This is a genomic window from Rheinheimera sp. (assembly GCF_036782235.1).
Lineage (GTDB): Bacteria > Pseudomonadota > Gammaproteobacteria > Enterobacterales > Alteromonadaceae > Pararheinheimera.
Genome location: NZ_DAIPZL010000007.1, coordinates 111,025 through 134,199 on the forward strand (window position 1 = coordinate 111,025; position 23,175 = coordinate 134,199).

Genomic DNA, 23,175 nt, shown 5'->3' on the forward strand with positions numbered 1-23,175 from the left:
CAACAGAGGAGTTAAAGATGTCGTTGCACACAGAACTCACCACTAAAGAAATTGTGCCTATTTTTTCAGGTGGTGGAACCCGGTTACCCTGCTACATTGGTATCCTGAATGCTTTAGCTGAACTTAATTTAGACTTTAAACATGTGGTCGGAGTTTCTGGTGGCAGCATAGTGGCTGCCTTGCTTGCCTCTGGTAAGACAATGAAAGAAATGAAAATGTTGGCTCTCGAAACAGATTTCAAACAGTTTCGTGGATTCTCTCTGTTAAACCTTTTACGCACAGGCGGACTTTCCAGTGGTGACATTTTTGAACAATGGATAGATAATCAACTGGAAGGTCAAACTTTCAGCGATATGAAACTGGATTTACACGTTCTGGCAACAGATATTAACGGTGGTGGTCCTGTGGTGTTTAACAGGAAAAACACACCGGATTTAAAAGTCTCTGTTGCAGTGCGGTACTCGATGTCTATCCCCTTGCTGTTTTCTTTTAAGACGTTTGAAAATCATGTGATGGCTGATGGAGTCATTCTGGCTGAAGATGCGTTACATCAGGATTGGTCTAACCATGGCGTTCCTGTTATTTGTTTTCGGCTCAAAAGTGAGAGTGAACACAGGCCAGTGCCCAAACGCAGATTTTTGCCACTGGTGTCCTATGTGCTGATGTTGATCCAAACTTTTATGAATGCGATGTCGCGTGAGTATGTGCATGCCCAGTATTGGCACAATACGATTGTGATCAACACCGGCAATATATCATCAGTGAAGTTTGACATGACCAGTGAAGAAAAAGAACGGCTGTATGAAATTGGTTATATCACGGCATTTTCAGTGATCCCAATCAAGTTGAAGAGTTATATTTTTGAAACTGCAGTACGATAAATCATAATGTCTGAATGTTTTGTAGTATAAACAGGTTCAGTTAATTTACAGTTGTAACTGAGCTTTCTATAAACGGGGAATTTTATGAAACAGCTGAAGAGCTTAGTGGATAAGCCAATCATCGGTGGTATTGTTAAAAAGGCAATTTCTTCGCTGGCCAGTAATGAAGCAAACTCCATTTCCGAGCATTTTTCGATGTATTTAAAACCACAGATTGCAAAGTCTGATGATCTTAGGCGAGAGGTTTATAAGCTGAGACATCAGGTCTATTGCGAAGAACTTCATTTTGAAGACGTGCGCCAGGGATATGAAGAGTTCGATGAATTTGATCCCAGAGCTATCCATTGTTTTATCCGGCATTTGAGTTCTGACCAACTGGCAGGAACCGTCAGGCTGATTACATCAGCTAACGCTGAGCAGTTGTTGCCGATGGAAAAGTTCTGTCTGCATGCAGTGACGGACGCAAAACTGCATCCGAGGAACTTTGCCAGAAATGAAATTTGTGAAATGTCCAGATTGGCAGTGCCTGCTGCGTTTCGTAAACGTCAAATCGATAAGTTTGCCGGGGTAGCAACGGGTGCCATTGATGAAACAGTGTTTTCGGCAACTGAACTCAGATGTTTTCCTTATATTGCTATTTGTCTTTATATGGCTGCTGCGGCCATGTCATACAAGACAAAACGTTACCATACCTTTGTGATGATGGAACCAAGGCTGGCCCGCAGTCTCAGTTTTGTTGGCATAAATTTTATTAAAATAGGCGATACCATAGAATTTCATGGTCAAAGAGCTCCATATTACATAGACTCAAGAACGTTAAAAAAATCAATGAGTTCAGGTTATCTGAAGTTGCTTGAGGCTGTAGAGTACGATCTGTTTCATACCGAAACGCAAAAAGCCGAATCTGAAGATGGATATTTTGGTGCTGTACTGGCAATAGTGTGACTGTGACGGTTAACTGCAATGGAGTGGTCTGGTGACAGAATATAAGTTTGATTATAACGAAGCCTTTTCCAGAAATATCGGCTGGGTCACGGCGGAAGAGCAGCAAATTTTGCGCAACACCAAGGTTGCCATAGGGGGGCTCGGTGGCGTTGGTGGTGATCATGCTATTGTCTGCGCCAGATTGGGTATATCCCGTTTTAATATTTCTGATTTAGACACCTACGATGTGCCAAATTTTAACCGTCAAGCCGGTGCCTCTATGCTGACCTTGGGCTTGCCTAAATCAGAAGTTATGGAACAAACACTGCGCAACATCAATCCTGAAGCCCAGATCCGTAACTTTAACACCGGGATCAGTGAAACCAATATTGAAGAGTTTTTAGACGGCGTTTCCGTTTACATTGATAGCCTTGATATTTTTGCGTTGGAAATCAGAAGAAAGGTTTTTCAGCGTTGTTACGAAAAAGGCATTCCATGTATTACGGCCGCCCCGATGGGGATGGGCACAGCTATGCTGGTATTTATGCCAGGTGAAATGACTTTTGAAGAGTATTTTTGTATGCAGGATACGCCTGCAGGTGCAAGCGAGGCGCAAAAGCAACAGATTTTCAGCGACAACATTATGCGTTTTGTTATTGGTGTTTCACCGTCAGTGCAACAACGTCATTATCTGGTTGAGCGTAGTTCAGTTAATTTTTTCAAGAAGAAAGTTCCGTCAACTTGCATGGGCATTTCACTGGCTGCCGGTGTACTTTGTACCAATGTGCTGAAAATTATTCTGAAAAGAGGTGAGGTTATTTATGCGCCAAGAGGGCTGCATTTCGACGCTTACCGCAACAAACTGATTAAAACCTGGCGCCCTTTTGGTAACAAAAATCCGCTACAGAAATACATGTTCTGGCGACTTAAAAAAATTCTGCAAATGAGCTGATGCTATGCCAGGTGACACGGGAAACGACTAATATCTATCGGAACCAAAAAAGCCAAACGACAGTTTGGCTTTTTTATTGTGAATATTTTCTGCTCCCTGGCAGCGCGGCCGCAATGCTGTTTTGAGCCTGGCTTTTGACAGCTGGTTTTTGTGGGCGTTAAAGAAGCGCTATGCACAAATCTGCCTGCCAACTCCTATACAGTAGTTGTTTATCAGTGCAACGGAACATCAGTGATTTCACTGTCAGGATTTTTTTCACCTATATCTGTTCACTTAATTAAATTCAATTAAAACAATGGTTTAATATGTGGCACACATGTTGCTTTATGTGTAAAGACAGACACAGATACGACGCCCCGGATTTACAGGAGAGTAAAATATGAAATTTAAAGCTTTAGCCCTCGTAGGTGCATTATTAGCAGCTCCAGTGGTTGCCCAGCCAATCTACATCAATATCGGCGCAGATTACGGTGGAAACGCAAACTATGTTGGCGATACCAATAAAACAGGCTGGTTAGATGAACTTCAGTTTAACTACAACTCATGGTCAAAAGTGTTTGATTCAAACGGTAATATGACCATTGATGCAGGTGATGTAATTACTTCATCAGGTGGCTTGTTAGGTTCTGGTTTTAATAACTTTGCCGGTCTCTATGGTAATAACTCAATCAGCTCATTTTTACCACAACAGTTTGGCGCTTTTGGCCCAAGCAACAACGGTTATAAAAACGGTTGGGAGTTAAGTTTTGGTTTCAATAACCTGACTGGTGTGATTGATGGTTTTGGTGGTGTGAATTGGGTTAGTGGTACTATCTCTTTCTACGCTACTACCAATGTAGGTGCTTGTGCAGCTGCAAACAACATTAATTGTTTCACCCGTTTGTTTGATATGAACGTAACCAACGGTGGAAACATTCCTAGCGCCACTATCCTGAATGGTTATCTGTCTAACTTCAACACATCTCAAAGCATCAACGGTGTGATTGCAGGTGACATTTTTAACACAATGTTCGGTGGTAGCAACCAGTCGTTCCGTGCTATCCACGATACATTAGCATTGACTGGCCAACAACAAAACTTCCAGTTTTTAGTTGACCAAAACGTAGCTGCATTACCAGCGGTAACAGGCTATGACCCGGTGACTAAAACTTTCACTTTAGCACGCGCATTGCACGATGGTTCACTGGCGTTTAACGTGCCAGAGCCAACGTCAATCGCTATCTTAGGTTTAGGTTTATTGGGCTTAGGTTTAAGCCGCAGAAAACAAGCTTAATAAGCTATAAATAAAAGAACCGGCGTAAGCCGGTTTTTTTATTTTCTGTTATTGTCAGTTTAAAGCCACCTCCTATGGAGGTGGCTTTTTATTTAATCTAACTATCTCTTACAGGGGGGCATTAACAATATTACCACTGAGGTATTCTCCATGTTATTTTATTTTCCTTATATGGGAAAGTCAGCACACTAAATTATCTGGATCATCTTTAAAGCGTCTTGTTTTTACTGAGATGACAAATCTGAACAAAAGAAGCTGAGCAACCGTCAGTTTAACAAGTACAAAGCGGCTAAGGTAAGGCAAATAACAAAACACTCTCTTTTATAGAGACTGGTATTTCTTAATGATGCTTATAAATCAACTAATTTTTAAAAATAAGAGTTTCGGATAAATATTTAAAGTTGCAAGCCAGAGCAAAAAATATAACCGAAGCTATTTGTTATAAACAAAGCTGCGCTAGTTTTTATTCTTTATATGGCTAAATCCTACCGTTAGCACAGTGTGATCTGCATTTTACGAGCTTTGGCTGAACAATCATTTGATGTATAGGCAGGGATTCTGGAGTACAGTATTACTTAAATACAATTTGCCGTGGTTCAATCACTGCAATAATGAGTGAAGGCATGCATCTTGACATGATGGGATTATTCGTCGCGACGACGGTAACTGCTTCAGTTAACCAAAGGCAGCTGGTATCCGAAGCGATTTGACCGGCAAAAAAAAAGCTGCCTTATAGCGGCAGCTTTTTGTTTTAAGAAAAGGGTAAGTGCTTTAATTACTGGGCTTGGGCTTCCAGTTCAGCTTTAAGTTTCAGCTGAGCCTCATCTGCATTTTCAATAGTGCTCAACTGTGCTAACGCTTTGTTTTTCTGCCCATTTTTAATCAGCGCTTCAGCATGGTGCAGTTTCACATCGACACTGTTGGGGCGAATTTCAAGTGATGTTTCAAAAGCAGCTTGTGCCTCAGCCAGTTTGCCTTGCATTAATAAAATCTTACCTTGAGTATCCAAAACGTCCGGGTGGCGCGGTGCCAGTTTCAACGCTTTTTCAATATGCAGTGCAGCTTCGTCGATGTTACCTTGCTCGGCCAACAACCAGGCATAGTTGTTTAACACTACATAGTCGTTGGCATTTTTGCTCAGCAGTTGCTGATAAGTTTTTAACGACTCTTCAGGTTTTTCCGCCAGCATATAGTTGGCATATAAGCCTTGCAGCGTCGGGTTTTCGCCATGGGTGTCCAAATGTTGTTTTACCATGGCCGCTGCAGCGGCCAGTGATTTTTGTGAAGCGGTTAGCTCTGCCAGTGCAGCTAATGCCGCAGGATTTGGCTCTTGTTGATAACTTTGCTCAAATGCATTCATTGCTTTGCTGGTTTCACCAGCTTGCGTCAGTAGCCGGCCTTTAAGGTACAACACATTGGGTTTGTTATTTTCTTCGTCACCCAGCAGGGCGATAGTGGCTAATGCACCTTTATAATCTTTTAAATCAGCCTGATAAGACGCTTTACTTCTGAGCAGTACCTGGTTGTTAGGGTTCTTTTTCAGATGCTTATCAACAATTTCAATGGCTCTTGCCATTTCAGCGTTTTGCGCCAGAGCATTGGCATAAGACAACTCCGCATCAACGGAGTCAGGATTTTTTTGTACCCACTCACGTGCAACACTCAGCACCTGTTGTTTGTTTTTCAGTTCAGCATGAGCATTTAACAATAAAGCCCAGTACATTGGCGGTTTATCTTCAAACTTAGCGGCAGCATCTGTCAGGGTTGCAACTGTGGCTGCAGCTTTATTTTCAGCCAGATAAATAGCAGCCGTCGTCAGGCGAATGCCATTGTTATCGGGATGGGATTTGAGCATTTGTTCAGCCCTTGCTACTGCTTTACCGGCCTCATTCTGGGCTTTGCTCACCGCATAATATTGAGACAGGGCAGGTACATAAGTTGAGTCTGCCTGCAGCGCTTTTTCTAAAAGCTGAGCCGACTTTGGTAAATCTTTTTCTTTAATGGCAACCATGGCCTGCAACATCATTGTAAATGGGTTATTCGCACTGAGAGCCTCGGCTTTGGCCAGCATTTCTGTTGCGCTCTGATTATTGTTCTGCAATAAGTCCACATAACCTTTCAGGTTGTATGCCAGAAGGGCAGATTTTTCATCTTTCAGCCATTGATCGGCAAGCGCGCGGGCTTTATCAAACTGACCCAAACGAATATAGGTTTGCGCCAGAATAATCCGCGTTTTATCCTGCGTTGGGTCTGCTTTGAGAATATCTTCCAGCTCCGACACACCTTGTTCCCGCAAGCTGTCTACCCCCAGTTTGACTGTAGCCATAATGGTGCGGGTGGCGTTGTCGGTTGGTTTGGTTTGATCATATTTTTCAATCAGTTGCTGTGCGGCCGTTAAAGAGCCTTGTTTCAGCAGCTGATAAGAAGTCGCCGCAATCATTTTGTAGTCGGCATTGGTAATGTCTTTTTTGATTAAACTGGCGCTCACTTCGTCAGCGCGGCCTGCTTCCAGCAATAAGCTGGCGTACAGGGTTTCTAGTTCAGGATTAGCCGACAATAAATTTTTAATGGCATCAAGGTGCGCCAGCGCCTGGCCTGGTAAGTCGAGATTGATCGCACTTAAAGCAGCCAACAAGCGGGTGCTGCTGTCTTTCATACCGGCGTTAATAGCACGCTCGGCATGGTCTTTGGCCTGGTTATAATCTTTTTTCTCGTAAAGAGAAACGGCTTTTAAGTAGTTGGCCAGCGGCTGATTTGGATAACCTTTTAAAATCAGGTTCAGCTCAGTATCTGCTTCATCAAACTTTTCCAGCTCAACCAGGCTTTGGCTTAACATCAGTCGTGCAATAAAATCACGTGGCATCAGGTTGTTATATAACCGGAAACTCTCCACCGCCGGCGCGTGTTGGCCAAGCGACTGTTGTAATCTGGCTTTGATCAGCAGTGCTTCGCTGTACAGCGGGCTGGACACTGTCACCTGTGCAATCAGCGTAAGCGCAACATCTAGTTTTTCAGCGGCAATTTGCAGGTAACTTTGGGCAATAGCAGCAACATCGGCATTACGCTGTTGTTGCGCCAGTTCATCAAAATAGCTGAGCGCCTGATCTTTATTACCCGATTCCAGTTCGACCAGAGCACGGTATAAATTCAGATAGTCATGCTGGGATTCGCTGATGTCTTTGTCGTTGGCAAAAAGCTCAAGAATAGGTTTGTTGTCTTTTGCCGCGTAATAACTTTTAAACAGCGGTACTGCCACCACTTCTTTGCTGGCGCCTAACGACAAAGCGCGGTCCAGCTCCTTGGCAGCAGCCAGTACATCACCTGTTTTCAGATGCACTTTACCAAGTGCCAGCCGGTAGTCTTTGTTCTCCGGCTCTTGTTGCACCGCAGATTTTAATTCAATGATCGCGGAAGGGTAGTTGTTGTTTTGCATGAACTTTTGCGCGTCGGCATAATGCTCTGCACTGTCTTTTTTACTGCATCCACTCAAAAGTGCCAGCATAACGGCAGTGGCGAGCAGGCTGGTTTTTTTCATAAAACTACACTCCGGGTTAACTCAGCTTTGCTGAGTGATTATCCTTAAATCTACGGTACTTGTGTTCAGGCCTGATAAGGCTGGGGCCTCAGGCTTGTTTTGTTGCAACAAAAGCTAAAAGTGAGCCAAAAGTTTCAAATACTTCAGCGGATATTTCATCGTCATCGACGTGAATACCCAATTGTTCTTCCAGGGCTGTGATCACGCCAATCACCGCCATAGAATCAAATTCGGCAATAGCACCCAATAAACCGGTGTCGGTGTGATAATTTTTATTAATTTGCAAAACAGAATTGAGAATATCGGTAAGTAACTGATGTGTCATGGGTCGATCCTTGATTACGGCGTTAATATCAACAAATCACTGACATAAGCTGCTTTTACATCGAACAAATGAAATCTGTCGGTAAAATACTGTCGGCTTTCTGTTTAAAGTGATTTATTATTGCACACAAAGGGATTAAATGTGAATTGTCTTCAGGGTCATATGATTAGTAACCTCCACGATATAGTGCTGCAAGGCGCTTTGCAGTTTCCGGCGCGAACTGCATTAAAATTTAAAAAAGAATCAGTCACTTATTCAGAGTTCGCAGAAATAACTGCAGCTGCGGCAGGCCGTTTTATTCAGGCTGGACTCAGTCGACACCAGCGTCTTGCAGTTTATTTGCCCAAACAATTTGAAACAGTCAGCAGCTTTTTTGCAACTTCGCGCTGTGGCGGCGTTTTTGTGCCGGTAAATCCAGCTTTAAAGCCATTACAAGTGCAACACATTTTACAAGACTGTAACGTGCGGATTTTAGTTACCAGCAAAGACCGTTATGAAGTGTTGGCCGAATCTTTAGCCTTATGTGAAGACCTGCACACAGTGTTACTGGTGGACGTGGCTGCTGACTTTGTGCAGCAACAGGGCCATCTGCATATTGCCGCTTTTCATCGGCCCCATGTGACGCCAGCAATGCTGAACGAGCGGGTGGCACCCACTGATGCCGACATGGCCGCCATTTTGTATACCTCAGGCAGTACAGGTAAACCCAAAGGGGTGGTGCTCACACACCGCAATATGATAGTGGGGGCACAAAGTGTCTCCAGCTATCTGGAGAATAAACCAGAAGATGTGATCCTGGCGTTATTGCCGCTTAGTTTTGATTATGGTCTCAGCCAAATCACCACCGCCTTTTTAACAGGCGCCACTGTGGTGCTGCTGGACTTTTTCCTGGTGCAGGACGTAGTGCGGGCGATAGAACAACATCAGGTGACAGGACTTGCCGCAGTGCCACCACTCTGGGCACAGCTTGCCAAAGCCAAGTGGCCTGAAGGTGCCGCAGATTCAGTGCGTTATATCACCAACTCGGGGGGGGCTATGCCAGATGCACTGCTAACCCAGTTGCAGGGTATTTTTAGAAAAGCCGCGCCTTATCTGATGTATGGTTTAACTGAAGCCTTCCGTTCCACTTATTTACCGCCGGCCGATTTGCCCCGTAAAAGAGGTTCTATGGGCAAAGCTATTCCCAATGCAGAAATTGTGGTGGTACGCGAAGACGGCTCTTTATGTGGCCCGAATGAACCCGGCGAGTTGGTGCACCGCGGGCCGCTGGTCAGTTTAGGTTATTGGAATTCACCGGAAAAAACCGCTGAACGTTTTAAATTTGATCCAGTGATGCCAAAAGGTGCGTTGCTGGCGCCGATGGCGGTGTGGTCGGGTGATACCGTCAAGTATGACGAAGAAGGCTTTTTGTATTTTGTTGGCCGGCGCGACGAAATGATTAAAACCCTGGGCAACAGGGTGAGCCCAACCGAAGTGGAAGAAGCCGTTTATGCGCTGGATCCGGCTATTGTGGATGTAGCTGCACTGGGTATTCCGCATCCGGAACTGGATCAGGCCATAGTGGTGCTGGTGGCGATGCAACATCAGCAGCAGGTCGACACCAACGCTTGGTTGTTACAGCTGAAAAAAGCGCTGCCATCTTTTATGGTGCCCAAAGTGTTGCTGCAAAAAGACAGCCTGCCCAAAAATGCCAATGGCAAAATTGACCGTAAATTACTCTCCGGTGAGTACCAGCATTATTTTTCTGAAGGACAAAATCTGTGAATGCGCCAGCCGTGCCTCAACATGAATTGATGAACCAGTTTGCCGTAGAAGGGCAGCAGCTGCTGCTTGGCGGCATGAGCATGACTCAAATAAGCCAGGCGCTTGGTAATGAAGTGTTTTACGCTTACGACCGCAAGGTGATCAGTGCTCAGGTGCAGAAGTTTCGCCACTTTATGCCGTCACGTATTCATTTACATTATGCAGTGAAAGCCAATCCTTATTGGCCTGTAGTGAACCATTTACGTGCTTTGGTGGATGGTTTTGATGTGGCTTCACAAAAAGAAATGCTGCTGGCCATTCAAACCGGCATGCCGGCCAAAGACATCAGCTTTGCCGGCCCTGGTAAAGGCGACGCTGAGCTGCGTTCGGCCATCGAACTTGGTGTTACTTTACATGTGGAATCGGTGGGGGAGCTCAATCGTATTCACGCCCTGGGCCTTGCGGCAGGTAAAACGCCGCAGGTAGCGCTTCGAGTCAACCCGTCTTTTGAGCTGAAATCGTCCGGCATGAAAATGGCCGGTGGCGCCAAACCCTTTGGTATTGATGAAGAGCAGGTGTTTGCCTTATTGGCGGATTTTTCCGCTTATGCGGTGAAACTGCGTGGTTTTCATATTTTTTGTGGTTCACAAAACTTAAAAGCTGAATCGCTGATTGAAGCCCATCAGCTGACTTTTGCATTGGCCGCTAAACTCAGCGCCGCTTGTCCTTATCAACCAGAAGTGATTAACCTCGGCGGTGGCCTGGGGATTCCATATTTTGCCGGCGAAAAACGGCTGGATATTGCCGCTGTGGGCGCTTCATTAACAGCGCTCACCGAACAATATCAGCAGCAACTGGACGGTATTGAACTGGTGATTGAGCTTGGCCGTTTTCTGGTGGCTGAAGCAGGTTTATATGCCTGTAAAGTGCTGGATAAAAAGCAGTCGCGTGGCACCACTTATCTGGTCTGTAACGGCGGCTTGCATCATCATTTATCCAACTCCGGCAACTTTGGTCAGGTTATTCGCAAGAACTATCCGGTGGCCATTGCCAACCGGATGGGCCAAAGTGACACAGAGCTGGTGACAGTGGTTGGCCCGCTTTGTACGCCGCTGGATATTCTGGCGGACAGGATGGAGCTGCCCAAAGCCGAAGTGGGCGACTGGGTAGTGGTGTATCAGTCTGGCGCATATGGCGCCACGGCCAGTCCACAGGACTTCCTTGGCCATCCGGCAGTGGCGGAAATATTGTTGTAACCGGGACTTGTTTTAAGGCAAACGGGCAGTGCAACAGGACGTTGATACAAATCAAATGCAGGAGCCGCAAGTGACACAACTGGATTTTTCAGGTTCAAAAACACTGGCTTTTGCGCTGACACTGCTGTGTAGCTTATTTATCATCTATGGAAGCTGGCTGCCTTTTACCTTGTCGGGTGTTGATTTAACGCAAGCCTGGCAGCAGTTTCTGCAGTTATGGCAACAAGAAAGCACTTCATTTAGTGGTGTTGATTTTGGTACCAACATACTGCTAACGATACCACTGGCTTTTTTTGCTGCTGCCTGGCTGCAGCAGTTAAAGCCTTTTACGCTGCGATACCCCCTTATTGTGCTCTACTGCCTGCTGCTGGCATTTGTTGTTGAACTTGGCCAACTGATGTTCAGCGGCAGGGTCGCTTCACCTTATGATGTGCTGGCTCAGGGCATCGGTGCTGTACTTGGCCTGTTGTTGTGGCATCAGGCCGGACAGGCTATCTGGCCTTTGTTGAGTCAATTAACCCATGAAATAAGTAGCGGCTCAGTCTGGTACCGGCTCGCCATACTCTATGCTGTTGTTTTTTTTGTGTATAACGTACTGCCGCTTGATCTTACGTTAAATCCGGAAGGGATTTACGACAAATGGAAAGCCGGCAAAATTCTGTTGTTACCTTTTCAATATAAAGACGGTCCCTGGTTTGAAATCAGTTATGCCGTGATATCTGATGTGGCGGTCTGGCTGCCACTTGCTTATTTTGTGTTAAGGGCAAGCAAAGTGCACCAGCCAGCTGTGCTTTATGTCGCCCTGTATTCGGTTGTTACAGAGATAATCCAGCTATTTGTGATGTCCAGAACCACAGACATTGGTGATGTGATTTATGCATTATTAGCCGTTACAGCGTTAAAAATGTTGAAGGTACAACGGCAGGAGCAACAACAGAGGGGGGAGCCACAGCACAATACAACACCAACGCCAGGGACCGCTGCCTGCCAACAGTCTTCATTGTTTTTTATCTTAACGGCCTGGGCAGTCTGGAGCTGTGTTTTACTAATAGTATTCTGGTTTCCATTTAATTTTTCAACTTCCCATATCAAGGCCAAAATCACTTTTGAGCAATGGTTCAGCATGCCTTTTACAGAGTTGTTTCGGGACAGCCTGTTAACAGCCGTGTCCACAATGTTGCAAAAGACTCTGTTGTTTGCACCTTTAGGTTGGTTGCTGGCTATGCTGCGACTGCGCTGTACCACTCTCTGGTTGGTGGCTGCGGTGTTATTGGTGGTCTGCCAGATAGTACTGATTGAATTGGGGCAGATCTTCTTGCCAGATAAATTTTCTAACCTGACTGACGTGATCATCGCTGTTGTGGTAGTGGGTCTTACTTTTGTTGTTGGTCGTTTTTTTATACAAGATAAACAGGTTTCACCGACCGCAGTAAAACCTGTGGTAGTTCAGCTACCGCACCACAACTACATAATTACTGCAGTTAAATTTGTACTGACAGTAGTCGTTTTCGTGTATTTGGGCCGTCAGTCTTTTATTCCATACAACATTCGTGAGCTGGTAGGTGCCGGACAGCTATGGCAGGCTCTGATGGTTACTGCAGCTTTTTTCCTTTGTTTTAGTTTTTGGTCAATCAGGCTACAACGTCCACAAAGACCTGGTCTGTTACAGTTGCCGTTCCTGCTTTTTGTGCATAGCCAACTATTTTACTGGTTGTTATACGTGGCAGTGCCGCTTGAAGTGTTGCAAGACATAGTGGGAGCCTCGCACTGGCAATTTTTTCCTGCACTTGAGATGGCGTTACGTTTTTCGGCTTTTTTCTTGATGCTGCAACTGCCATTACTGCTGAACGCTATCCTGGATTGTGGATATAAAAGGTTATTGCTGCCGCTATGGATAGTGCTCTGGCCTTTTGCTGTGTTGATATGGCACTTGGTTGTAGTTACCTATGCAATTACCGACAACATTACCGAGCTGCTGACTGAAAATGGCGTTTGGTATAGTTCAATACTCTTGTGGTTATGGCTACAGAGTCTGTTGTTTTGCAGCCACTGGCTCAGTCATCTGGCTAGAGAATTAAGTATCAGAATAATTCTCACGAGGGGGGCACTGCTTGTTGCTGTTGTTTATTTTTCGTTTTCATTAATTTCCATGGCACTTGAAAGCCATATTTATAAATACAATCAGAGTTTTAGTGCTTTGCAGTTCTTATTAAGCCCGGACAGGAAAAACTACTTGTCATTAGATGGGGTAATGTTTAACTACTATGTAGCTGTAATTACAGTGATATTTTCTGTTTTGTGGTTCAAATTAAGTCTGAAATCTGTTGTTGATGAAAAAGTTGAGTGAATACGCGCCGCTATTAACAGTTCGCTACTTAGCGTTCTGTTTAATATGTTATTACCAAGTAAAGCCGTCTAAGGTGTTTAACTGATGATTAAAAATATTCTGATTTCAATCAAAAATTTTTTTCTGGCTGATTTTGAGTATTACAAAATATTTTCTGCTAGTGCCTCTGTTAAAGATGGTAGTTTGTTCCAGAATAGCGATTTTTCATTTTCGAGTGTTGTTGATGAGTCGTTGATAAAGAATAACCGGCACACTGAGATTAAGAATAATCACGCTTCAATTAATCATGAATCGCGATGTTATGGTGTTTTTAAAAACGATGAGCTTGTTGCAAGCTGTTATGTATGGAGTGGTGGTTTTTATAACAGAGTGCGGGGGTTTTTACCTTTAGCGCCGAATGAAGCAGAATTAACCTTTCTGGTGGTTGTGAAAGAACTGCGTGGTGCAGGTATCGCAGCAAAACTCATTGATTTTGCAAGAGCTGAAGAGGGTAAGCTTGGGACATCGAAAATTTATGCCCGTGTCTGGCATTCTAATATCAGTTCGGAGCGCAGTTTTATAAAGGCTGGTTGGATTAAAGATTTTTCAGCTATTAGTTTTCGACTCAGACCTCTTGCGAAAAAATTTGTATTTAAATGTTGAACGTATTCAACGAAAGTGCAATTTTGTTCCTTTTGACTTTTAATGAGATAAAAAGATTATATTCATGCAGGGAAATAAAAAGAAAGTTCTTCTCGTTGGTCAAATATCCCCAACGACTACAGTTGTATTTAAAACTTTTAGTTTACTTAGTCATATAGATTTTTATTACATTGATATTAACTGTCAGTCAGCAGGCTCGTTTAAAGGTTTGCTTGGCGACTTTTGTTGGCTTGAATACAAAAAAGACTGGCTTGAAGCTGTCAAAAATTTCTCAGAGTCATGCGAGGAGCTGTACGTTGTATGCGTTTCCTATGACGTAGCAAGAAGAATATACGCTCTTGAAAAAAGCAATATTAAAATGATGTATGCATCTCCATCTGTGATTGATATTGCTCAAAGTAAAAAACTTCAGAATGAATATGCCCAGCAATCAGGCTTCCATCTGTTGAATACCTATTATAGCAACGAAACAGGGTTTGAACCTGAGCAGTATAAATATCCTCTTGTTGTAAGACCGGTTTCTGAACAGAATGCCGCTGATTTTAAAGTGGAAATTGTATACAAGGCTGATGAACTTAAAACGCTTGCAACCAAATGTGACATTGTTGCGCAGACATTTGCCCGAGGCATGAAAATTGTTATTCACGCTTCTCGTTGCAGTTCAGGGGCGATTTCTCAGTTTCATTTTAGCATTCCAATAAGTTATGCCGGTTTTACCGTCAGGATGGATAGGTGTGCTCTGATTTCACAATTGGTAAAACCAGTAGAAACTATGTTGAAGCTTATTGATTATGTCGGGGTTTGCCATTTTGAGGTGATAGAAGAAAACGGACAGTTTTATTTTCTCGATTTAAATTTAAGGCTTGGTGGTACCACAGGGAAGGTTGCTAAACTTGGCTACAATGAGTGTTTCGAATTGCTGAGGATCAATCATATCGCTGCTGAGCCAATAACACAGTGGACTGCCGGGCATCATCAGCACACTGTGGTGAGCAAAATTGCTCTGATAAAGGCCATTGTCGCGTTATTCAGAGGGCAATGGAAACAAACGGATTATCCGCACCTTCAAGGCTACAAATTATTTTCGTGCTTATTAAAAAATATTATTACTGGCTCTGATGAAATATATAGCGCTGGCAACGCCAAAATAGCCAGTTATTTTTTACTCGATTACATTTCACGTTTTTTAAAGTTAATAAAAATTAAAAAATAGGCCATCAGTGTAAAAAGGCTTGGGAGGGCTTTGCATTTCATGGATGCAAAGTCATGACGGCTATTTGTATTTACTACGGATAATTTGTTCAAATTTACGCTGCACGCTGTAAAACGCATTTAATGACAAAATTTCAGGGCTGATATTGTTAGCTGCCCGATAGTCTGCAATTCCGGTCACATTAAATTTGTCTTTATTGTCGGCCAGGTAACTGGCAAGGCGATGGAGGTTTTTAATCAGCTTATGGTCTGGTGCAGATCGTTTTGCCCCCAGTAATTCAACACTGTGCGATAAAATAACAAAATCAGAATACCCCTGATGAAAGGCCTGAAGCAGTAAGTTTTGTAACTCTTTATAAGTACAGGCGGTGAGTTGTGTGTGTCTCAGACGATGGCCGGCCGTTTTGTATACCGTCATTGGAATTTCGTTGATTAGACCATAAGTGAAAGGTGTTCTCTGCAAAAGCTCAGCTGTGGTCGGTAGGGTATTACCATGTGCCGGCATCGACGGATTGAAGCTTGAATCTATAAAAATTTTATTTCTTTCAAGCGCAGTCAGTGTAGCTGCATTTGCAGAAAAACTGCCGGCCCGGAAAGCTTGTACAGCAGTACCTGTTTCACTTTCCAATAAATTTTTTGCCTCTTTTATAATCAGAGACTGCTCATCAACATTAAATTCGCTGAGTAGATACCGATTGCTAAAGTCAATATCATAAAATGGGTTTGGATCATGCTTAAGCCATTCGGGGTGAGCGTGTAGTTGGATATCATTATTGCCCAGGCGGCATATGTCGATCGTTTGACGAAGGTACTCATGACCAAATACCCGGCTAAACAAAGGTTCTATAAAACAAACCGTTGTAAGCCCAACGCTGTTAAATACATTGAGCTGATAAGGTAAACCAAAATCACCCTCAGGGGTTTTACCAAGAATATAGGTGTTATAGGCTTTACTTAATGAATCAGCGTCAAGTTTCCATTGTTCTGTCCACACTTCAACATCGATAGTGATGTAAACATTCATCATGTTCATCCCTGTGACATGTCTTGGTTGTGCTGATGGACAAAGGTTGTTGTGATTTGCTCTACTTGCTGCCGCCATGCCTGAGTTGAGAAGGTGTGGTTAGCTGCTGCCAGATGATAATGCTCAGCCTGTTGCAACAGTCGCTGCCACTGCAGATCTTGCTGGCATAAATCCAGAAATTCGCGGGCTGTCATATCCTCGCCACTGGTGATCACACAAACTTTGGCGGCTAGCTTAGACCAGCTTTGTTGCATATGCAGCACGTAATTTTGTTCGTTGCTTGCGGTCAGTTCTGTGGTTTGTCCGGGCGATTTTTGGTTTGCTTTTTTTAAATTTTGCCAAAGTGACAACACACTTTGCAGCACATTAAATTTGCCAGACAGCAGCTTTTGCCAGAATTCTTTGTTGGTCAAACGTTTCAGATAATAATGTTTAACCATAGTCTTAGCGTAGCTTTGTTGTTGTCGCACCCAAGGGTTCAGCAACACCAGACCACTTACCCTTGGATCCGGCTGCTGCCGTAATGCCAATAAAATTGCGCTGGCGCCATCACATAAACCCCAGAGGACCACAGACGTCAGCTGGGGTTGCAGGGTAAAAAACTGGTTGATTGCGGCATGAATATCAGCGCTTTGCTGGTAAAAGGTTGTTGTTTCGCCAGTGCTGTCGCCCATACCACAGACGTCAAAACGAAAAGCCGGAATGCCAGCCGCAGCTGCAGCTCGGCACATTTTGACAAACTGCCGGTGGCTGCCTACCCGATATTGCGGGCCGCCAACAACAATTAATAACCCTGTTGTACCGGATGCCGGGCTGACAATGCCCACCAAAGTTGCTGAAGATAAGTTCTGGCAACGCTGAAACTGAATGGCTTGTTCTGTCATGCTGTTACGCCTGTTAAAAAGTCGATACTGCTGGCAATCAATTCAGGGCTTTGTACCAGCTCTGAAGTGTTCCACCATGCCGGGCCCTGCAGTAACTGAAACTTTGCGGCAAAACACTGTGACAGTTGGGCCATGCCTTTTTCGCAGACTGGACTGATATTGGGTAGCATGGAGGTTTCCAGCCATAACAACGGTACTTGCCGGTAAATCGCAGGTAAAGCGGAGATGTCCTGCAGTAGCGAAATACTGCGGACAAGATGCTGGCTAATAGGGTAACCCGCTATCTCAACAATGCCTTCATTCAGTTGTTGTTCCAGCTCTTTTTGTGATGTTTTATTGCCAACAGCCATTTGCTCGGCAATTTTTAACCGGAAGAGCTGCTGTAAAAATATACTGCTTTGCAGATAAGGTTGCCATAACACAACGCTGTTAAGCGGTAGTGGCAATTCCGTTGTTGCCAATAGATCAAATAGTTGCAAAGCACCAAATCGTGATGCAACCAGGTTCACTTTTTTATAACCGCGATCTCGCAGCTGCTGGAGTAATAACGTCAGATCCTGCCGCCAGTCAAGCACTGAAACCTGATCTAAATCGCCATCGCTGTCGCCTGTGCCCCAGGCGTCTGGCAGAAAACTATCCTGTCCTTGTCCAAGCAGACCTGTCATCAACTGACGACTCAGATGCCTTGATTTATTCATTTCCTCGGCAAAGGGGGCGAGCAAAAGAGTTACGGTTTGGGATTGGTTGACGTTCAACATAGTGCGCAAAAAAATGCGGCGTGTTGCAAGCTGAATAAAGCTACTTTCCATAGTGGTGATCATAATTCCGGTTTTGCCGTTATCTTTGAAACAAGCAGAAGTGCTGACACTCCAGGAGTATGGCAGCAATATACACGAGAATATGATAATGTTCAGCGTGTTAAATGAGCCGAGCCAAAAAATGTGAACAGCTCATCTGCAGTTGTTGTTTCTTTTCCTGCTGGAGTTTTGTAATGCAAAGGATTGAGTTTTCATCACCGCTGGCAAATGCCCGTAATTATCAACCTGCACAGATCAAAGTTGAGCCTCAACTGCCTTTTTCCCATTTGCGGTGTTTTAGCGCTTCTGTGCTAAAAGACCTTGGCCTGCAGTTTTTCCGCAGTGGGCGCGGCGCTTTGTATGCTGCAGCTATGCAGCTAAAAAAGCCGGGGGAGAATATTGTTTTATTACCAGCCTATCATTGTCCGGCTTTGGTCGAACCATTTATTGCCGCTGGCTATCAGATAGAGTTTTACCCCTTACAGCCAGATCTCACAGTGGATATGCAAGCTTTACAAGCCTGTATCACTGTCGATACAACCCATTGTTTAATGGTGCGTTATTTCGGTAACTCATCAGAAGTAAGTGCAAATCTGGCATGGCTTCAAAGCCTGGGTTTAACTACTTTTGATGACTGCGCCCATGATTTACAGTCGTTCTTGCATACTGAGCTGGCGGCTGATGCAGCTATTTGCAGTGTAAAGAAGTTTATCGCCAGTTCAGACGGCGGTGCTTTAAGGTTAAAAGTAGCGGCAAGTGTTCATTTACGCTCTGTACCGCTGCGTCTTGAGCTAAAAAATATACTTCGCACTTTTTTATCCGCCTGGCAAAAAAAGCGCAGCCAGCAAACAAGGTTAATGCCTGTGGCTGAGAATAATAAGGGGGTAGCTGCATCCGACAATGCCAGTAACATTATTGTGGAACCAGTACAGACGCAGAGCCCGCAAAAACAACAATTCCGATATTTCCAAAGCAAAGATAAAGAGCAAAGCTGTTATTTGCTGACCAAATGGTTATTTGCCCATACAGATTTGGTTGCAGTATTAGAAAAACGACAGCGGCATAGTCAGCTGCTGTTGTCGGGACTGGCAAAATCCCCACTCGGGCAGTTATTGTGGCAACAACCTCATGAATCTTTTGCGCCTTACGTCATTCCGTTTTTATTAAACGACAGCAGCAGTTTTGATTTGCTGCGCAAAAGAGGGTTGCAGATATACAGATGGGAAGAGCTGGCAACGACAAATTGTGTTGTAAGCCAGAATTATCGTCATAAGTTAATTCAAATTCCATGTCATCAAGATCTGACTATAAGCGATATTGGTTATATTATTGAATGTTTTATGTCAATTGTACCATAGCTAGTCATTTTTTGGGGGGGCTTGTTTATCTTTTGCTGATTTAAATGCAGCTTTTGCTTTAATGCATAAAATACAGATGAAACCTTTGATGGTTTTTTTGTTATATGCTTTTACTCCAAATAGCCCTCTAGAGCATGTCATCCAATCTGCTTTGTATTTATCATCGCCAGTTAAAAAATCAATGTTAGTTACTTTATCCTCAACTATTACATGATTGAACATCGCTTCCATAAGTATGGACCCTACGCTTTCACTGCGAAGTGAATTATCATATGATAGTTTAAATATGTATGCGGTACTATTATAAATAAACCAGATCTGTGCCGCTACAGCTCTGCCATTACATTTTAGTATACCAATTCTTAGATTTCCCTTTGTATTTTCTTCTTTTGCAATACAGTTTATAAAATCAGTATATGGCTCATTATTCTTCCAGCTTCTATTGTATACGTCATGATAATCACTTAAAAGCTTGTTTACTTCTGATTCATCTGCTTTTGTAGATATTTCTACCTCGCATTCACAATCCCTAAATAGCTTATTTTTTTTGCTTTTAAGAATGTTCTTCATTTTTGATGATCTCAGATTCCAGAACTCATCTGCACTTGATATATCTGGATGTGTCCAGTTCGTATTTGATTGATATTTCTCACAAAAAAAATTTTTTCCTTCAAGAACCGCTATTACTGAATCAGCGTTTTTCTCCGACAATGGATTTAAATCAATCAGGTCAAATCTATTTGTATCTTCGATACTTTTGTAATATGAAGATATTCCTTTATTTTCTAATGCGTCGCCAGCTGTTTCAGGTAAAAACTCGGGGCTATAAAAGTTTGTTAAGCTTCTTAATGTTCTTAACTTTAAAAACAGAAATTTTGTTGAAGTTATTATGTGAGGAAGCTTCTGGTTGTTGCATTCTAAATCTAGTCGCTTCCTATCAGGAAAAACGATGCGAGCAAGCGTATCAAACCAAAACTTTGTCAGAAAAAATGGAGATTTTTGATTGTCTGCGGCGATATTTTTCATTGTTAAATTCTTCATGTTGGTTTTTTTATTTTGCTATTGTTTATTTACGATATATAGCAATTACATTTATCAAAGCATTTATATATTTATTTTTTATTCTTAATGCAGAAACTCCAATGAATGCGTTTACTGATTAAGTGATCATGACAAGTAATTTTTAAGCAAATGGAGATGAAATTTCAGCGGACTGCCGTCCCAGGGGGCGAAGCGTTTTAACTTATACAGGTTCGAATCTGCAGTTGAAAAACCTCTGTTGGTCACAACGGCGGATTGAAATCCGGCTGCGGCCACAAGATGCATAGTTTCGTCATCAAAATCTCTGCCTTCCACACCATTTGGATAAGCAAAATGCACTACGGGGCATTGTAATAATTGCTCTAACCCCGATTTACAACGGCTTATTTCTTGTTGTTGTTCAGAAGGGGTCAGGCTTTTTAGAATTGGATGATTATGAGTATGAGCCCCAATAGTGATACCTTGTGCGGCCAATTCTTTAATTTGTGTTGTGCTCATCATACGGGATGGATACTCGCTGGCACCGTTGAGCTGGTATAAATTATCCACTTGTTGTAAACGTGTGCGAACGGGTAAATATTTCAACTGGTTGATAAGCTGCTGTGCGGCATGTATCCTGCTCGCCCAATCAGTGAGCTGCAACTGACTTTGTCCGGTTTGCAGTATTGTACGCTTTTGGTCTGCACATAAATCCTGAAGGCGGTCATTCCACATATTCTCACCCTGACTAAAGGCCGTAGCGATGTAGACAGTGGCTGGAACTTTGTGCCTGGCAAGAATGGGAGCAGCAACGGTAAGGTTATTCAGGTAACCGTCATCAAAAGTTACACAAATAGCATTGTTCGGCAATCTGTTATCTTGCAGACGCTCTAATGCTTCGCTCAGTGATAAGGGCGTAAAATAACGCCTGATGAGTCGCATTTGCCAGTCAAAAGTTGCAGCATCAGGCTCAGTCGGGCGCATTGGGTCTCGTTGTTGGACGACCTGATGGTACATCAGTATGGTCAGTTTGCCAGAACTGAGCATGCCAGAAGTTAATTGTAAAAACTTATGCAGCATCAGGTTTACTCTGTGTTTGCTGTAACCAAAGTTCCAGGATCAGCATAATCCAAATTAATTCACCGTAATAACCAGAATGTCCGCTCTGGTATATCTGCAGTGCTTCATCAATAAATTCCGCTTTAATGATGTTTCGCGTTTTGAGTTGGTTCAAACTCTGCCGGGTTAGTTGTTGCAGCGCAGGTTGCTCTTTCATCCACACTCCAAAAGGCAGGCCAAAGCCATGTTTGCTTTTGGCTAAAGTGGCATCTGGCAAAAATCCGCGGAAACTGTTTTTGTAAAAATCACGCAGTTTGTTACCCGGCAATTTTAATTCTGTGGGTACTGTGCAGCTAAAATCTACCACTTCTTTTTCAAATAAGGGATAACGAACTTCGACTCCGGCTTTGTGGCACATGCTGGTGACTTTAACAAAGTCATTGTCCGCAAGCGTAAATTTCCAGTCCAGATACATCATACGTTCAACCGGATGCTCAGATTTGCAGGCATGATATCGGGCTCTTTTTGCTGCGGCAGGTGCCCGCACATCTACCCTGGCAAGAAACTCAGCGCAAAACATCTGATCTAATGCAAAACGATTTAAAAAGTTGTAGCTGTCTAGCCGGTCTGGCAGAGGGACATTTGCCTGTTCAACATAACTTTTGGCTTTATTAACCACAGGTAATTTGGCCAGAGGCGTTTTTAACAACAATTCCAGCGGTGAGCGGATAAACCCAGGCACCTGCTGATACACTTCAAAAACTTTTTGCTTGGCATAACGTTCGTTGCCGGCAAAAATTTCGTCGCCACCATCGCCGGCTAGCATGGTGTCTGCACCATGCGATTTGGCAACTCTGGCACAAATAAAGGCAGCCATAGCGGAAGAATTGCCAAAAGGCTCGTCAAAATAACCTGCAACATCAACAAAGTTGTCAACAATTTCAGTGGGTTGCAAGTAGTGTACATGATGGTTGCTACCGAAATGTTTGGCGGTAATTAAGGCATACTCGGTTTCGTCATATCCTGTGGCATCAAAACCTATCGAAAAAGTACGGGCTCCGGGCTGATTTTTGCACAAATAACCGCTGACAGTTGAACTGTCCAGGCCACCGCTTAAAAAGGCGGCGTTGTTTGGCGTTATATTGCGCTTTACGGCCGTACCAATAGCTTCGCGACACTGCTGCTGCAGTGCAGTTTCCTCAACCTTTGTTGCTGAGTAGGCTGGTATATACAATTCATGCTGCTCTGTACCATTGACACTATGTTGCAGCTCTGATGCTGGGGGGAGTTTGTTCACCTGCTGGAAAATGGTGTCGCCTGACGGAATACAATGGAAAAAGAAATAATTAAAAATTGCCTGCGGATTAAGAGCGAGACTGCTAGCTGCCTGATGTTTTAAGTTGTCGCTAACCCAAAGCACAACAGGTTCTGCATGAGGCTGGTGGCCACTGCCAAGGTGATAATAAAGTGGTATTGAAGCTACATGATCGTTGAGTAACAGCACTGACCCATCGCGATTATCCAATACTACCAGACTGAAAAAACCGGCAAGTTGCTGATAATAGTTTGCGGGTTTTGCCAGCAATAACTGTAATACCCAGTTGTAGTCGGGGAAGGCTGCATAATCTTCACCGTAACGGCGGATTCGGCCTTGCAGTAATAATACGGCCTCTGCAGTTTCAAATTTCTGCAGTTGTTGCTGGTGATAAAAACGAAAAATTTTAGTGGAGGATCCTGCGTTCAGATGATATTCGACAAACTGACCGGTAGAGGGGGAACTTTGACAACTGTTGGTCGGATTAAGGCTTTGGATCCACATATAAACTTCGTTATCCCTTCAAAGTATTTACTGGCGCTAACTTACCTTTTTTCCAAAGATTTGCATAGCCGCAGCCAGGAAATAAAGAGGCGGTAAAGAGGGCGCTACGACCTGAAAATTATTG

The 23,175-nt window shown here is 43.6% G+C and carries 18 protein-coding genes; 10 read left to right on the plus strand and 8 right to left on the minus strand.

The features are described from left to right. The first annotated feature begins 23 nt into the window (after positions 1–23). The 4 genes from V7P87_RS10060 (at position 24) to V7P87_RS10075 (ending at position 4,030) form a co-directional block, all read left to right on the plus strand. Positions 24–881, plus strand: coding sequence for a patatin-like phospholipase family protein (locus tag V7P87_RS10060; RefSeq protein ID WP_333797308.1), 858 nt, complete (start codon positions 24–26; stop codon positions 879–881). Positions 882–965: 84 nt separating this feature from the next. Continuing rightward, positions 966–1,826 (plus strand): PEP-CTERM/exosortase system-associated acyltransferase, encoded by an 861-nt coding sequence (locus V7P87_RS10065; protein ID WP_333797309.1) that lies wholly within the window; start codon positions 966–968, stop codon positions 1,824–1,826. Positions 1,827–1,857: 31 nt separating this feature from the next. Beyond that, the gene (locus tag V7P87_RS10070; protein ID WP_333797310.1) at positions 1,858–2,757 is read left to right on the plus strand and encodes a ThiF family adenylyltransferase; all 900 of its coding nucleotides are present in this window, start codon (positions 1,858–1,860) and stop codon (positions 2,755–2,757) included. A 379-nt stretch (positions 2,758–3,136) separates the two neighbouring features. Continuing rightward, entirely contained in the window at positions 3,137–4,030 is an 894-nt protein-coding gene (locus V7P87_RS10075) for a PEP-CTERM sorting domain-containing protein (protein ID WP_333797311.1), read from the plus strand. Between the two features lie 775 nt (positions 4,031–4,805). Here the strand turns inward: V7P87_RS10075 and prsT are convergent. Together prsT and V7P87_RS10085 are read right to left on the minus strand one after the other, a co-directional pair. After that, positions 4,806–7,565 carry an XrtA/PEP-CTERM system TPR-repeat protein PrsT gene (gene prsT / locus V7P87_RS10080; protein WP_333797312.1) on the minus strand — a complete coding sequence of 920 codons (2,760 nt, stop codon included), beginning with the start codon at positions 7,563–7,565 and terminating at the stop codon, positions 4,806–4,808. A gap of 88 nt (positions 7,566–7,653) precedes the next feature. Continuing rightward, entirely contained in the window at positions 7,654–7,890 is a 237-nt protein-coding gene (locus V7P87_RS10085) for a phosphopantetheine-binding protein (RefSeq protein WP_333797313.1), read from the minus strand. A 162-nt stretch (positions 7,891–8,052) separates the two neighbouring features. Here V7P87_RS10085 and V7P87_RS10090 point away from each other — a divergent pair, with 162 nt between their 5' ends. From V7P87_RS10090 to V7P87_RS10110, 5 genes are all read left to right on the plus strand, one after another. Next, a complete protein-coding gene (locus V7P87_RS10090) occupies positions 8,053–9,654 on the plus strand; it encodes an acyl-CoA ligase (AMP-forming), exosortase A system-associated (RefSeq protein WP_333797314.1) in 1,602 nt (533 codons plus the stop codon). Between the two features lie 29 nt (positions 9,655–9,683). After that, the gene (locus tag V7P87_RS10095) at positions 9,684–10,889 is read left to right on the plus strand and encodes a pyridoxal-dependent decarboxylase, exosortase A system-associated (protein ID WP_333797349.1); all 1,206 of its coding nucleotides are present in this window, start codon (positions 9,684–9,686) and stop codon (positions 10,887–10,889) included. A gap of 70 nt (positions 10,890–10,959) precedes the next feature. Further along, on the plus strand, positions 10,960–13,236 hold the full coding sequence (locus V7P87_RS10100) for a VanZ family protein (protein WP_333797315.1): 2,277 nt from the start codon (positions 10,960–10,962) through the stop codon (positions 13,234–13,236). 84 nt (positions 13,237–13,320) lie between these two features. After that, the gene (locus V7P87_RS10105) at positions 13,321–13,878 is read left to right on the plus strand and encodes a GNAT family N-acetyltransferase (RefSeq protein ID WP_333797316.1); all 558 of its coding nucleotides are present in this window, start codon (positions 13,321–13,323) and stop codon (positions 13,876–13,878) included. A gap of 64 nt (positions 13,879–13,942) precedes the next feature. Beyond that, the gene (locus V7P87_RS10110) at positions 13,943–15,091 is read left to right on the plus strand and encodes a hypothetical protein (protein WP_333797317.1); all 1,149 of its coding nucleotides are present in this window, start codon (positions 13,943–13,945) and stop codon (positions 15,089–15,091) included. Between the two features lie 60 nt (positions 15,092–15,151). Here V7P87_RS10110 and V7P87_RS10115 read toward each other — a convergent pair whose 3' ends face one another. The 3 genes from V7P87_RS10115 to V7P87_RS10125 are packed head-to-tail and all read right to left on the minus strand — an operon-like array spanning position 15,152 to position 17,696. Further along, the gene (locus V7P87_RS10115; protein WP_333797318.1) at positions 15,152–16,117 is read right to left on the minus strand and encodes a hypothetical protein; all 966 of its coding nucleotides are present in this window, start codon (positions 16,115–16,117) and stop codon (positions 15,152–15,154) included. A gap of 2 nt (positions 16,118–16,119) precedes the next feature. Further along, on the minus strand, positions 16,120–16,998 hold the full coding sequence (locus V7P87_RS10120) for a hydrolase 1, exosortase A system-associated (RefSeq protein ID WP_333797319.1): 879 nt from the start codon (positions 16,996–16,998) through the stop codon (positions 16,120–16,122). Continuing rightward, on the minus strand, positions 16,995–17,696 hold the full coding sequence (locus tag V7P87_RS10125) for a glycosyl transferase (protein WP_333797320.1): 702 nt from the start codon (positions 17,694–17,696) through the stop codon (positions 16,995–16,997). Before V7P87_RS10125 ends, V7P87_RS10120 begins: the two co-directional genes overlap by 4 nt. Before the next feature lie 293 nt (positions 17,697–17,989). On the opposite strand from V7P87_RS10125, the gene V7P87_RS10130 reads away from it, so the two are divergent. Further along, positions 17,990–19,153, plus strand: coding sequence for a DegT/DnrJ/EryC1/StrS family aminotransferase (locus V7P87_RS10130; RefSeq protein ID WP_333797321.1), 1,164 nt, complete (start codon positions 17,990–17,992; stop codon positions 19,151–19,153). On the opposite strand, the gene V7P87_RS10135 is transcribed toward V7P87_RS10130, so the two are convergent. From V7P87_RS10135 to V7P87_RS10145, 3 genes are all read right to left on the minus strand, one after another. Then, the gene (locus tag V7P87_RS10135; RefSeq protein ID WP_333797322.1) at positions 19,154–20,179 is read right to left on the minus strand and encodes a GNAT family N-acetyltransferase; all 1,026 of its coding nucleotides are present in this window, start codon (positions 20,177–20,179) and stop codon (positions 19,154–19,156) included. It abuts the gene before it with no gap. Between the two features lie 141 nt (positions 20,180–20,320). Next, on the minus strand, positions 20,321–21,253 hold the full coding sequence (locus V7P87_RS10140; RefSeq protein ID WP_333797323.1) for a polysaccharide deacetylase family protein: 933 nt from the start codon (positions 21,251–21,253) through the stop codon (positions 20,321–20,323). Continuing rightward, positions 21,243–23,051, minus strand: a complete 1,809-nt coding sequence (locus V7P87_RS10145; RefSeq protein WP_333797324.1) for an asparagine synthetase B family protein — start codon at positions 23,049–23,051, stop codon at positions 21,243–21,245. Before V7P87_RS10145 ends, V7P87_RS10140 begins: the two co-directional genes overlap by 11 nt. Between the last annotated feature and the right edge of the window lie 124 nt (positions 23,052–23,175).